The sequence below is a fragment of the Streptomyces sp. TRM49041 genome, assembly GCF_008271805.1.
In the GTDB taxonomy this organism is placed as follows: domain Bacteria; phylum Actinomycetota; class Actinomycetes; order Streptomycetales; family Streptomycetaceae; genus Streptomyces.
Genome location: NZ_VSRY01000155.1, coordinates 1 through 11,749, shown reverse-complemented (window position 1 = coordinate 11,749; position 11,749 = coordinate 1). Strand labels below are relative to the sequence as shown.

Annotated in this window: 12 protein-coding genes and 1 tRNA gene; 7 read left to right on the top strand and 6 right to left on the bottom strand. The window is 69.4% G+C overall.

What is annotated here, in order from left to right; translation table 11 throughout:
• The first annotated feature begins 108 nt into the window (after window positions 1–108).
• A complete protein-coding gene (locus tag FVS66_RS25000; RefSeq protein ID WP_149181103.1) occupies window positions 109–1,332 on the top strand; it encodes an ISAs1 family transposase in 1,224 nt (407 codons plus the stop codon).
• On the opposite strand, the gene FVS66_RS24995 is transcribed toward FVS66_RS25000, so the two are convergent.
• Window positions 1,306–2,370, bottom strand: a complete 1,065-nt coding sequence (locus FVS66_RS24995; RefSeq protein WP_187645686.1) for a helix-turn-helix transcriptional regulator — start codon at window positions 2,368–2,370, stop codon at window positions 1,306–1,308. The genes FVS66_RS25000 and FVS66_RS24995 overlap by 27 nt on opposite strands.
• A 117-nt stretch (window positions 2,371–2,487) precedes the next feature.
• On the opposite strand from FVS66_RS24995, the gene FVS66_RS24990 reads away from it, so the two are divergent.
• Entirely contained in the window at window positions 2,488–2,964 is a 477-nt protein-coding gene (locus FVS66_RS24990) for an NUDIX hydrolase (RefSeq protein WP_149183466.1), read from the top strand.
• A gap of 126 nt (window positions 2,965–3,090) precedes the next feature.
• On the opposite strand, the gene FVS66_RS24985 is transcribed toward FVS66_RS24990, so the two are convergent.
• Window positions 3,091–3,600 carry a phosphoribosyltransferase gene (locus FVS66_RS24985; RefSeq protein ID WP_149183465.1) on the bottom strand — a complete coding sequence of 170 codons (510 nt, stop codon included), beginning with the start codon at window positions 3,598–3,600 and terminating at the stop codon, window positions 3,091–3,093.
• A gap of 2 nt (window positions 3,601–3,602) precedes the next feature.
• A complete protein-coding gene (gene dcd / locus FVS66_RS24980) occupies window positions 3,603–4,178 on the bottom strand; it encodes a dCTP deaminase (RefSeq protein ID WP_149183464.1) in 576 nt (191 codons plus the stop codon).
• Between the two features lie 477 nt (window positions 4,179–4,655).
• On the opposite strand from dcd, the gene FVS66_RS24975 reads away from it, so the two are divergent.
• Window positions 4,656–4,729: transfer RNA gene (locus FVS66_RS24975), tRNA-Gly, on the top strand.
• Between the two features lie 235 nt (window positions 4,730–4,964).
• Here the strand turns inward: FVS66_RS24975 and FVS66_RS24970 are convergent.
• The 3 genes from FVS66_RS24970 to FVS66_RS24960 all read right to left on the bottom strand — a co-directional run bounded on the left by FVS66_RS24970 (window position 4,965) and on the right by FVS66_RS24960 (window position 7,072).
• On the bottom strand, window positions 4,965–6,176 hold the full coding sequence (locus tag FVS66_RS24970; protein ID WP_149183463.1) for a site-specific integrase: 1,212 nt from the start codon (window positions 6,174–6,176) through the stop codon (window positions 4,965–4,967).
• Window positions 6,176–6,394 carry an excisionase family DNA-binding protein gene (locus FVS66_RS24965; RefSeq protein WP_149183470.1) on the bottom strand — a complete coding sequence of 73 codons (219 nt, stop codon included), beginning with the start codon at window positions 6,392–6,394 and terminating at the stop codon, window positions 6,176–6,178. Before FVS66_RS24965 ends, FVS66_RS24970 begins: the two co-directional genes overlap by 1 nt.
• Before the next feature lie 183 nt (window positions 6,395–6,577).
• Window positions 6,578–7,072: a helix-turn-helix transcriptional regulator gene (locus tag FVS66_RS24960; RefSeq protein WP_149183462.1), complete on the bottom strand. Its 495-nt coding sequence runs from the start codon at window positions 7,070–7,072 to the stop codon at window positions 6,578–6,580.
• 293 nt (window positions 7,073–7,365) lie between these two features.
• On the opposite strand from FVS66_RS24960, the gene FVS66_RS24955 reads away from it, so the two are divergent.
• The 4 genes from FVS66_RS24955 to FVS66_RS24940 all read left to right on the top strand — a co-directional run.
• Window positions 7,366–8,568, top strand: a complete 1,203-nt coding sequence (locus tag FVS66_RS24955) for a DUF3631 domain-containing protein (protein ID WP_149183469.1) — start codon at window positions 7,366–7,368, stop codon at window positions 8,566–8,568.
• A gap of 376 nt (window positions 8,569–8,944) precedes the next feature.
• Window positions 8,945–9,889: a DUF2637 domain-containing protein gene (locus FVS66_RS24950; protein WP_149183461.1), complete on the top strand. Its 945-nt coding sequence runs from the start codon at window positions 8,945–8,947 to the stop codon at window positions 9,887–9,889.
• A 108-nt stretch (window positions 9,890–9,997) separates the two neighbouring features.
• Window positions 9,998–10,579, top strand: a complete 582-nt coding sequence (locus tag FVS66_RS24945; RefSeq protein WP_316248215.1) for a plasmid mobilization protein — start codon at window positions 9,998–10,000, stop codon at window positions 10,577–10,579.
• A 4-nt stretch (window positions 10,580–10,583) separates the two neighbouring features.
• The coding region (locus tag FVS66_RS24940; protein ID WP_149181443.1) for a relaxase/mobilization nuclease domain-containing protein at window positions 10,584–11,749 on the top strand (1,166 nt) is incomplete at its 3' end.

Genomic DNA, 11,749 nt, shown 5'->3' with positions numbered 1-11,749 from the left:
CAGGCGTGATGCGTGCTCGGATCTTGGACGGGGGCAGGGGAACGTCGAAGGGCGCGGCCCGTCATGATCATGTGATTCCACTCGCAAGATCGTGAAGGCCGCGCCCGTATGCCATCCTGCCCGACCCTGCCCACCTCTCGTCAACTCGCCGATCAACTCGGCGTCGGGGTCGGGGAGTTGTGCACGCCCGCGAAACTCCCCTCGCTCCTGGAGGCGGTCGACGCCGTGCCCGACCCGCGTTCTGTGCACCTGGTCACGCACCCCCTCCCGATGCTGCTCGGCCTGGTGGCCTGCGCCCTGCTGTGCGGGGCGCGCTCGGTGCGCGGTGTGATCCGCTGGGCGAACGGTCAGGGCGCCGGCATCCTGGCCGCACTCGAAGTCCCCGACGGTGATCCGGCGCAGTTGCCGGTGGCCACCACGCTCACCCGCACCCTTGCCCGGATCGACGCCGACGCACTCGATGCGGCCGTCGGCACCTTCGTACAGACCCACGCCGCCGACCCGCTGGCCGGAATCGCGGGAGATCCGCCCCTGCTGCAGCTGGCCGCGGACGGCAAGACGGTTCGCGGCGCCCGCGACGCCGACGGCCTGCAGCTTCACCTGCTCGGCGTCTACCAGGTCGATCCCGGCGTGATGCTCGCCCAGCGCGAGATGCGCCACAAGCCCCACGAGACCGTGCACTTCACCGCCGCCCTCGACCTGATCGCCGACATCACCGGGGCGATCGTGACCGCCGACGCCCTGCACACGGTGGCCGATCACGCCCGCTACCTGCACCGACGCGGCGCCTTCGGACTCTTCCCGGTCAAGGAGAACCGCGCCGCCCTGTTCGCCCGGCTCGACGCGCTCGACTGGGACGAGACCACGAACCCGCAGATCAGCATGGTCCGTACCGAGGAGACCAACAGCGGCCGCCACGAGACCCGCATCGTCCGCGTCCAGGCACTGGAAGACGGCCAGGTCAACTTCCCGCACGCCACCCATGCCCTGCTGGTGGAGCGGTACACCACCGGCCGGGGCGACGGAAAGACCCACGCGGACGCCGAACTCGGCATCACCACCGCACCTGTCCAGACCGCCGACGCGGCCATCCTCGCCCGCTGCGTGAGAGACCAATGGGCCATCGAATCCCAGCACTTCATCAGAGACGTGACCTTCGGAGAGGACGCCTGTCGGGCCCGCACCGGCAGTCTGCCCCGAGCCCTCGCCACCTTCCGCAGCCTGGCGATCAGCCTCGCCCACCTCGCCGGATGGAAGAACAACGCCGCCGCACACGACCACTACCGCAACCACCCGGCCGACGCTCTACGCGAACTCGGTCTCACGGGCTGAGCACGCATCACACCTGGCTACGTCCAAGCGTGCGCGAGCCCGCCGCTCCACCGGCACGTGGCGGCCGGGGCGCAGCCCGGGAGCTAGGTCGACGGCGTCCTGTAGGTCCTCGAATTCGAGCGCGAGGGCCAGGCGGTGAATCTCGACGTTCATCGGCCCGAAGGCCGTCCACATCTCGTTGGTGTCGGCTCCGAGCCGGTCCGCAGCGCGCGTCGCCTTTGCCATCATGTCGTCAGCAAAGGAGCGGTCGCGCAGGCGAGCAGCCGCTACTGCTCCGTTCAGGTGCAGCGTCCCGTAGAGCGACAACGACGCGGGCGAGTAATCCCACCAGCCACGCGGGAGAGCATCAGCGGCACGCACGGTGACGTCCAGCGCTTCCGCCGCCATGCCCGCACCGAGTTGCACGTGTGCGACACAGCGTCGCAACGCGAGGATGACGGCAGGGTCGTCGGCCTCGCATGCGGCAATGTCTCCCTGATCAGCAGCCACCCAGGCGAGGTTCGTCTCGCCCAGCTTGCGCAGCAGGGTGGCGGTCGCGTGGCAGGTCACGGCAAAGAGCTTCAGCGCCTGAATCCGGGTGTTCCCCGTGGTGTGTTCGTGCGTGGCGAGACGCGCATCTGCCAGCAGAGCGGGAAGCCGTGCCGCGAGTCGGGCGTACTCGGACGACTGATAGAGATTCCAAGCCTCGTCCACCTCGACCGCCAGCCGCTCCAGCCGCAACGGCTCGCGGCCATCGTAGAGCCCACCGGCAAGTAGGCGAGACTGCATGAGTGCGGCCCGGATGGCCGGGACACTCGCCGCATGGCCCCCGCGATCGTCCAGGAGGCTCGGGCGCCCTTGCAGGTCTTCCACATGCACGCGCAAGGCTTCCGCGAGGTCCGCCAGCATCTTGACGTTGTTCACCGGGATGCGGCCGGCCTCCACGCGGTACACCCAGTCTTCCGAGCGGTTCAGCAGCTCGCCCAGTTGCCACTGATGCAGGCCCCGACGCTCCCGGTAGAAACGCACCCGTTTACCGAACGGAAGATGGTCGGTCATCCCACGCATTGTGCGCCCCCTCACTCCGCCGAGCCGAGTGTCACACGGCAACAGCAGCAGCGGGAGGTCATCGGCCGGACTCATACTCTCCCGGGTGAGGGGCAGTAGGCTCGGCCCATGCCCGACAACGAGCAGGAACAGCGGATGGCACAACCGCGTATGGCTTCCGGTGCGGTCTTCTTCGACGCCGACGGCCGTGTCTTGCTGGTACGCCCTTCCTACAAGCCCATGTGGGAGATCCCCGGCGGATACATCGAGACGGGCGAGTCCCCCTTGGCAGCCTGCCAACGCGAGGTTGAAGAAGAGCTGGGCATCACGCCGACCATAGGCCCGCTCCTTGTCATCGACTGGGCACCGAGTCCCGCCGAGGGTGACAAAGTCCTGTACATCTTCGACGGCGGTGAGCTGAGCGCGGAGGACACGGCGTCGATCAAGCTTGCGCCTGACGAGTTGCTGGCTGCCGAGTTCCACCCGGTGGACGCGCTCGATCAACTGCTGATCCCACGTCTCGCGCGCCGCGTCAAGCAAGCCGTTGCCACCAGGCGCCATGGCCGTACCGTGTACCTCGAACACGGCGAGCAGCCGACCGCGTGATCAGACGACCGAGCGTCCCCCAGGCGCGTGCCGGGGGACGCTCAACCGCTGGAAGATCAGTAGAGCAGGGCACCGACCCTGATGATCAAGCCAGCCGCCCGGAGAAACAGCAGGCCAGGCGGCTCTTTACAGAGCTTCCTTGTTCGGCTTGGCTGCTTCCCCGGACTTATGTACTGGAGGCAGGACAGACCACGGGAAGTTGATCCAGTCGTCGGTGCGCTTCCAGACGTACTCGCACTTCACGAGGGAGTGCGACTTCTCGTAGATCACGGCGGAGCGCACTTCGGCGACGTGGTCGAGGCAGAAGTCGTGGACGAGCTTGAGCGTCTTTCCCGTATCGGCGACATCATCAGCAATGAGAACCTTCTTATTGCTGAAGTCGATCGCATTGGGAACAGGCGCGAGCATAACGGGCATTTCAAGCGTGGTGCCCACACCGGTGTAGAACTCGACGTTCACCAGGTGAATGTTCTTGCAGTCCAAGGCGTAAGCGAGCCCGCCGGCGACGAAGACGCCGCCACGAGCGATGGAGAGCACGACGTCCGGCTCGTAGCCGTCATCGGCGACGGCCTGGGCGAGCTCGCGCACGGCGCGACCGAACCGTTCGTATGTGAGGTTCTCCCGTATACCACTCATGCTCACACCTGCGTCCGATGGAAGTTCTGGAAGGACCGCGAGGCCGTGGGCCCGCGCTGCCCCTGGTACCGGGATCCGTACCGGTCACTGCCGTACGGGAACTCGGCCGGCGAGCTGAGCCGGAACATGCACAGCTGCCCGATCTTCATACCCGGCCACAGCTTGATCGGCAGGGTGGCGAGGTTCGAGAGTTCAAGGGTCACATGCCCCGAGAAACCGGGGTCGATGAACCCGGCGGTGGAGTGCGTCACGAGGCCGAGCCGGCCGAGCGAACTCTTTCCCTCCAGCCGGGAGGCGAGATCGTCGGGCAGCGAGATGACCTCATAGGTCGACGCGAGCACGAACTCCCCGGGATGGAGGATGAACGCCTCGTCGCCGTCCGGCTCGACCAGCCGGGTGAGGTCGGCCTGCTCGACGGCGGGGTCGATATGCGGGTAGCGGTGATTCTCGAACACCCGGAAGTAGCGGTCGAGCCGCACATCGATGCTCGAGGGCTGCACCATGGATTCGTCGTACGGGTCGATACGCACCCGCCCGGCGTCGATCTCGGCCCGGATGTCCTTGTCTGAGAGAAGCACGCCCCGAGGATACGCAGAGCGCGCGGGCCCGCCCCAATCGGACGGTCACCGCGCGCCTCCCACTACAGCCTGCCCGCGCCGCTAACGCCGCGCGAGCACCACCGGCACGGCATGCCGCAGCCGCGCACACCGAGGACACCGGATAAGCCGCCCGGGCCCGATCCGCCCGGCACCGAGGTTCTGCATCGGGAACGTCGCGGTACTGAACACATGCCCTTCGGCACAGCGGACGACGGTTCGCTCCATGGAGTCCATCAAGCCCTTTCCCCAACAAGCGGTGGACGAGATTGCCACATTAGGGGATGAACAGGACACCACTCCAGGCGGCACTCCGACCCTCACCCTACGCCCCAACTCCCCACCCGAGCCCGCCGGATCCCCCGACCCCACAACACGAAAACCCCCCGGTGCGATAACACCGGGGGCTTGCGATGGGGTACAGTGAGCGACGATGCGACGGAGATCTCCGGCCGCTACGCGGGTGTAGTTTAATGGTAGAACATGAGCTTCCCAAGCTCAGAGCGCGGGTTCGATTCCCGTCACCCGCTCCACTGCAAAGCCCCAGGTCAGCGACCTGGGGCTTGTTTGTTGTCTAGACCTCTCCGGGCTCGCGTGCCATTCGCGTGCCATAAGTGCCGTAACGGGGCGTCAGATTGAGCGTCGAACCGTCACTCGCGGCCACCGGGCACTGAGCCCTCTCAAATCCCGAGACGCATTTCGAGTGACCTGCACCACACGTCACAGGGGTGCGGCCCCGGCTGGATGCCGAGACCACACTCCTGGGTGTCACCTCCGCCGAGCCGCTCCGGCAGGAGCCGGGAGCGGGGGAGCGATCTTGTGGACGGTGGCGGTCGTGCTGGTGCCTGCCCCCTGGTCCGCCGGCGCGCGCTGGCTGCGGACGTTGGCGTCGATGTCATCGGCGAGCTTGCGCTGATGCTCCTTGGTGGAGTGCTGATAGATCAGCTGCGCCCGCTCGGACGACTGGCCTGCCCTGACCATCAGGTCCTTCAGCTTGGCGCCGGTGTCGGCGGCGAGGGTGTTTCCCGTGTGGCGCAGGTCGTAGAAGCGGAACTCCTTCCGCATGCCGACCGCGTCGCGGGCCTTGCGCCATTTCCGTCCGAAGGTGGTGCCCCGCAAGGCCGCTCCCCTCTCCCCCACGAACACCAGGCCATCGGGCTCGTCCTGCGCGAACCATTCCAGGTGCCGGCGGACGTCGAGGAGGACGAAGCCGGGCAACATGATCTCCCGTTTGCCCGCACGGGACTTGGGATCACCGATCACCCGGCGGCCGGTATTCAGTTCCGGGGCAGCCCGCCGCACCCGGACCGAACCGGTGTCGAGATCGATGTCGGCTCGGCGCAGCTCAGCCAGCTCCTCCGGCCGCATCGAGGCGAAGGCGCCGAGGAGGATCATCAGCCGCCAGCGGATCCCGATGGCCTCGGCAAGCGCGAAGACCTGCTCGACGGTGGCCACCGGCCGCTCGTCCGCGTCCTCGCGCCCCGCCCCGCGTATCGAGCAGGGGTTGCGCCGGATCAGATCGTCCTCGACCGCCGTCTGCATGATGGCCTTCAGCAGCCGGTAGGACTTGGCCGTCGTGGTGGCACCGGTCGCCTTCCGCCGTTCCGCACGCCAGGTCCTGACCTTGGCTGGGCTGATGGCGTTGACGTACTGGTCGCCGAAGGTCGGCTCCAGGTGGAGGCGGAGCAGCCGCCGGTACAGCTCGTCGGTCGTGGCCGCGACGCCGCGCTCATCGATCCAGCGCGTGGCGTACTCGGCGAACAGCACCTCGCCGGCGGCCGGGTCGATCCAGTCACCGCGCGACTGGTCGGCCTGGATCTGGGCGAGGAACAGATCGGCTTCGCGCTTGGTCTCGTATGTCTCGGGGGCCGCGCGCAGGATGCCATCGGCCCCCGGGTAGCGGGCCTGCCAGCGGCCCGAGGGGAGCTGGCGGATCGCGCCGAAGCTGCGGCGGGGAGCCCTCTTGCGGGATCGTGCCATCAGGCCACCAGCCCGAAGCCGGCGCGTCGGGTGCGGACGGGCTCGACCGTCCTCTCCTCGACGTAGGCGGTGAGCACGCTCTCCGAGATCCGGACGTGCTTGCCGAGCTTCACGTAGCGGATCCGGCGCTCGGCGATGAGTCGGCGGACGAAGCGGACGCCGGTGCCGAGGCGTTCGGCGGCCTCATCGACCGCGAGTAGGCGGTCGTTGTTGTTCACCTCCTTCGCGGTGCGGGGCTGGGTGGAGGCGTGGGGTATCGCCGTGTGGCGCAAGCAGGGTCCTCTCCTGGCCTCGGCTGGTGGGGCGGCAACCCCGGCCGGGCCGGTGTCGTTCAGGGATGGGATGGGCGTGTGGCTGGCCGGGTCCTGGGGTTTGCGGTCCAGGGCGGCTGGAGGAGCGGGCTACGGCTGGGGCGGCAGGCCGAACTCCTCCTGGTTGATCTTCATGGTGTTCTCGGCGATGGCGTTGCTGACCATCACGTCGGCCTCCTCGCGGATGTCCGGGTGCTCGTCGAGGTAGGCGGTCAGCTCGTTGGTCGCCCGGCGCCACGCGTGCTGGGCACGCTGGGCGGCCAGATTGGCGGCCACGACGGTGTCGATCAGCTCCATGGCGCGGCCGGCGGCGGCCAGGGCCGGCGGGCCGACGAGGTTGGACAGCGACACGCCGAAGACCTCGGCGAAGCCGATGGCTTCGTCGAGGTTGATGCGGCGCTTGCCGTTCTCGATCCGCCACACCGCCGACGGGTTCATCTCGTAGCCGGCCTCGTTGAGGCGGTCGGAGAGCGTGGTGGTGCTCCAGCCCCGCTGCTCTCGCTCGGCCTTGATCCGCTTGGCGGCGTTGTCCTCGCCCTTGAGCAGGACGCCCTCGGATGTGTCCTCGTGGTCGTCGTCGGGCATTACCCCTCCTTCCTCTCGCAGCATGTTCCTGCGATTCGCAGTAGCCTAAACAGTACATCACGCTCTGCTGCTTGCAAAGTCGCTATGCGTAGTGCATAGTGGTAGACATGCCGCACCGCTGCGATCCGCTGGAGACCGCCATCACCTAGCCCGGCAAACAGAAAGCCCCCCGGTGCTTGCGACACCGAGGGGCTCAAAGCGCAAACCTCACGCCGCCCATCCCTGAACGACTAGCTGCATGGCCGGGATTGCCGTCCCGTATGGCCCGCAGATTGAGGAGCTCGATGTCCAGTATGGACGAAGCCACCCCGAACACGCCATCGCTTCCCGTCGAGTGGCCGCCGACCGCCGTACCTGGCCAGCCGGCCGCCCCCTCGCCCGACCCGGACCCCGAGGGCGAGGAGGTCCTGGACCAGCTCCGGGCCGCCATCCGACGCTATGTCGTGATGCCGAGCGACGAAGCGCTGACCGCGACCACGCTGTGGGCGGCGGCGACGCACCTGCAGACTGTGTGGCAGCACGCGCCGCGCCTGGCGGTGGTCGGTCCAGCCAAGCGGTGCGGGAAGTCGCGGCTCCTTGAGGTCCTGATCGAGGCGGTCCACGAGCCGCTGATCACGATCAACGCGTCCGCCGCAGCGATCTTCCGGTCGATCGGCGAGGCCGACCCGCCCACGCTCCTGGTGGACGAGGTCGACACCATCTTCGGCAGCGCGAAGGTCGCGGAGAAGAACGAGGAGATGCGCGGCCTGCTCAACGCCGGCCACCAGCGCAACCGGCCCACCCTGCGCGTCTCCGGCCCCAACCACGAGGTGGTCAAGTTCCCCACCTTCGCCATGGCCGCCCTCGCCGGCATCGGTGACCTGCCCGACACGATCATGGACCGGTCGGTCGTCATCCGCATGCGCCGCCGAGCCGAGAGCGAGAAGGTCAGCTCCTGGCGCTACGGCCGCGACGACCTGGCGGTACGCGAACTCCGCGCACGGCTGGCGGCCTGGCTGGCCTCCATACGCGAGAAGGCCCTCGCCCTGGAACCGAAGCTGCCGGTCGAGGACCGTGCCGCCGACACGTGGGCGCCGCTGATCAGCGTCGCCGACCTCGCGGGCGGGCACTGGCCCGTCCTGGCCCGCTCCGCGTGCACGGCCATGACGGACTACGAGTCCGGGCGCGACGAGGACGGCGGGCTGAAGATCCGCATCCTCGCCGACATCCGCCGCGCCTTCGCCTCCGAGGGCGATCAGCCGACGATCCGTACCGGCCGCCTCCTGGAGATCCTCAACCAGGACCAGGAAGCGCCCTGGGCCGAGCACAGCCCCAACGGACTCACCCCGCGGGGCCTGCAGATCCTGCTCCAGGACTACGGCATCAAGTCGGCCAACCGCCGATTCCCCGGCGGCCACCAGGCCAAGGGCTTCACCCGCGCCCAGTTCACTGACGTCTGGACCCGCTACTGCCCGCCCGAGGCAGCCGCCACCCTCCCCGTCGAGCCCGGCGCCTGACCCTCCCCGACTCGTCCCACTCGTCCCCGCGCAGGTCAGCGCGGGGACGAGTCACCGACCCGCAACGAGTCGACTCGACATCACCGCCCCACCCGTACCTGCCCTGACCAGCGGCGGGACGAGTGGGACGAGTCCCCACCGCCCATGGCCGCCCACGCCGCAGCGGCCACATGCGGCTCTGTACAAGCTCCACTTTCCCAACCTGGAGAACGCCCCCTTGCACTCCCCTGCCCCAAGCGCCCCAGCAGCCATACGCAGCATCCGCGCTGGCATCGCGCGGCTCACCTCGGCCGCTGAGGACGAGGCCCTCAAACAGAATGACGATCCTGACGACGCTCGCCGAGCACCCGCACCCGCACCCGCTGGGGGTCGCCGCGTGAGCCGCGCGGGACGCTTCATCCTCGTCCTCGGCCTGGTGACCGTCGTCCTCATGGCCTTCCGGGTCTCGTGGAACGCACTGTCCGACGTAGCCCGCGCCATCGGCGCCGACCCGACCGCCGCCCTGCTCTACCCGATCGTGGTCGACGGTCTGATGGCTCTCGCGCTGGTCGCCACGCTCGTGCTGCCCGGCGCCGACCGGAAGTTCGCGCTGCGGGTCCTGGCGACCTACACGGTCGCGAGCCTCCTGCTGAACTACGTGCACGGCCTCGTACCGGCCCTGCACACCGACTCGATCCGGTGGGGCCGACTGACCGACCTGGACTACGCCAACTGGGCCCTCGTGCTGCTGGCGACCTCGCTCCCGGTCGGGTCGATCTACTTCGGGTCGGACCTCGTGGCGAAGGTGCTGCACCACAACCCCGGGTCGGCCGACTCCCCCGATGCGGCCTCTGACCAGTCGGTCGGCGACCAGGTCCCACGGTCGACGCCTGACCGGCCCGAATCGACCTCCGAGCCGATGCCCGAGTCGGCCCCCGCGGAGGTCACGGAGGCACCTGCCACGGGGCCGACCGAGGGAGCCGAAGCGGCCCCCGCCACCCGACCGCCTCGGCCGACCACGGTGGCGGAGTCGACCGGAGCCGCCCCGCGTCGGGCGACCGGTCGGGTCCCCGACGCCGCCAAGTCGACCGCCGACCGCACCCGCACACCCGCCGACCTCCTCGACAAGGCCCGACTCCTGACCGCCGACTGGAGCGACGACCAGCTGACCGCCGAGCGTCTGCGCCGCGAACTAAGGGTTGGCCTGCCTCGGGCCCGCGCCTTGCGCGACCAGTTTCGAGCCGAGCGCACCGGCCAGGCCCAGCCCGCCACGGACGACGGCTCCAAGGCCGGACCACTCGACGGACTGAACGAAGCCGCCTCCACCGTCGGCACCGGCTGACCCTCACAGAGCCCTGCCCCGCCCTCCGGCGCATCCAGTGTCCCCGTGCAGCCGAGCACGGGGACACGGAGGCCGCACACAACCAAGCACCCAGCGGAGAACCGATCCATGCACGACCCGAACCACGAACTCCCCACACACCAGCAAGAGATGACCACCGGCCTCAACGGCGCAGCAAGTTGTCGGGTAAGGAGTCCTTACCCGGCCTCCGCCCCAGGGGAGGCGGAGGCATCCGGCGCCGAGGGGGCACCGGGGTCGGCCGGCCCGGGGGAGCCGACTCGGGGAGAAGCCACTCAGCTGCTCACGCCACGCCGCCGTCTGCGCGAACCCACGCTGCGTGAGAAGCGCGTCCACCCGCGCTACAGCGACGACGAGTTCGCCCTCCTCGCGACAGCCGCCCGCCTCAGCCGTATGCAGGTCGGCGGCTACGTCGCCGAGACCTCGCTCGCCGCCGCCCGCTCCGACGACCCCACCGCCGCGGTCGCCGACTACCGAGCCATGGTCAAGGCGCTGATGGCCGCCAACCGTGAGCTCGCCGCGATCGGCCGCAACCTCAACCAGCTTGCTTGGCACCTCAACAAGGACGGCGCCTGGCCCGCTTCGGACATCGTGGCGCGGCTGCTTGACCGGGTCGAGGCATCGGTCGACGACATCGACGTGGCCGTTGCCCAGGTGATCTCGGGGCGGTGAGCACGTGATACCGAAGATCATCCTCGGCAAGGGCGCCCGCGCCACGCGCCGCCTCATCGGCTACCTCTACGGTCCTGGCAGCGCCAACGAGCACACCGACGCCCACCTGGTGGCGTCCTGGAACGGCTTCGCCCCCGACCCCGGCCGCAGCCCCCACCGCAACCTGAAGGACGTCGAGGACCAGCTCGCCGCGCAGCTCGACCAGCCCGTGAAGATGCTCGGCGACAAGGCGCCGACGACCACGGTGTGGCACTGCCCGGTCCGGGCCGCGCCCGAGGACCCGATCCTCACTGACGCCCAGTGGGCCGACATCGCCCGCCGGATCGTGGCCGCCGCCGGCATCGCACCCGACGGCGACGACGAAGCCAGCCGCTGGGTCGCCGTCCGCCACGCCGACGACCACATCCACATCGCCGCCACCCTCGTACGCCAGGACGGCCGCCGCCCCCGCCGCGACCACGACATCCGCGCCGTACAACGCGAAGCCCGCACGATCGAAGCCGACCTCGGACTCCGCCGCCTCAACCCCGGCGACGGCACCGCCGCCAAACGCCCCACCAGCAAGGAGCACTTCAAGGCCAAGCGCCAGGGCCAAGACACCACCACCCGCGAGATCCTGCGCATGCGCGTACGCCGCGCCGTGGCCGCCGCCTCCACCGAGACCGAGTTCTTCGCCGTGCTGGAAGCGACCGGCGTGACCGTACGGCCCAAGACCGGACCGTCCGGCGGCGTCCTCGGCTACAGCGTCGCCCTGCCCGGCGACCTCAACAAGCACGGCGAGCCCGTGTGGTTCTCCGGCTCCACCCTCGCCGGCGACCTCTCCCTGCCCAAGATCCGCCACCGCCTCACCGCCACCACCCCCGAACCGGCCGCCGCCCGCCCGGCCGACCCCTGGCACCAGGCCACCGCCGCCACCGAACGCATCCCCCACCACCTCACCCAGGGCAGCGACCACATCGCCCAAGGCCAGCTCGTCGCCCTCGGCGAAACCCTCGACCTGCTCCCCCTCACCGCACCAGCCACCGCCAGGACCGAACTCGAACGCGCCGCCGCCCTCTTCGAGCGCGCCACCCGCTCCCGCATCACCGCCGACCTCGACAGCACCCGCGTCCTGCGCCGCAGCGTCCAGACGATCCTGCGCACCCCCACCGCGACACGCGACGGCGCCGG

Bases quoted from the DNA above. Each gene is read 5' to 3' on its own strand.
- FVS66_RS25000 (WP_149181103.1), top strand. From the start codon at position 109: ATGCCATCCTGCCCGACCCTGCCCACCTCTCGTCAACTCGCCGATCAA.
- FVS66_RS24995 (WP_187645686.1), bottom strand. From the start codon at position 2,370: ATGACCGACCATCTTCCGTTCGGTAAACGGGTGCGTTTCTACCGGGAG.
- FVS66_RS24990 (WP_149183466.1), top strand. From the start codon at position 2,488: ATGCCCGACAACGAGCAGGAACAGCGGATGGCACAACCGCGTATGGCT.
- FVS66_RS24985 (WP_149183465.1), bottom strand. From the start codon at position 3,600: ATGAGTGGTATACGGGAGAACCTCACATACGAACGGTTCGGTCGCGCC.
- FVS66_RS24970 (WP_149183463.1), bottom strand. From the start codon at position 6,176: ATGGCACGATCCCGCAAGAGGGCTCCCCGCCGCAGCTTCGGCGCGATC.
- FVS66_RS24960 (WP_149183462.1), bottom strand. From the start codon at position 7,072: ATGCCCGACGACGACCACGAGGACACATCCGAGGGCGTCCTGCTCAAG.
- FVS66_RS24955 (WP_149183469.1), top strand. From the start codon at position 7,366: ATGGACGAAGCCACCCCGAACACGCCATCGCTTCCCGTCGAGTGGCCG.
- FVS66_RS24945 (WP_316248215.1), top strand. From the start codon at position 9,998: ATGCACGACCCGAACCACGAACTCCCCACACACCAGCAAGAGATGACC.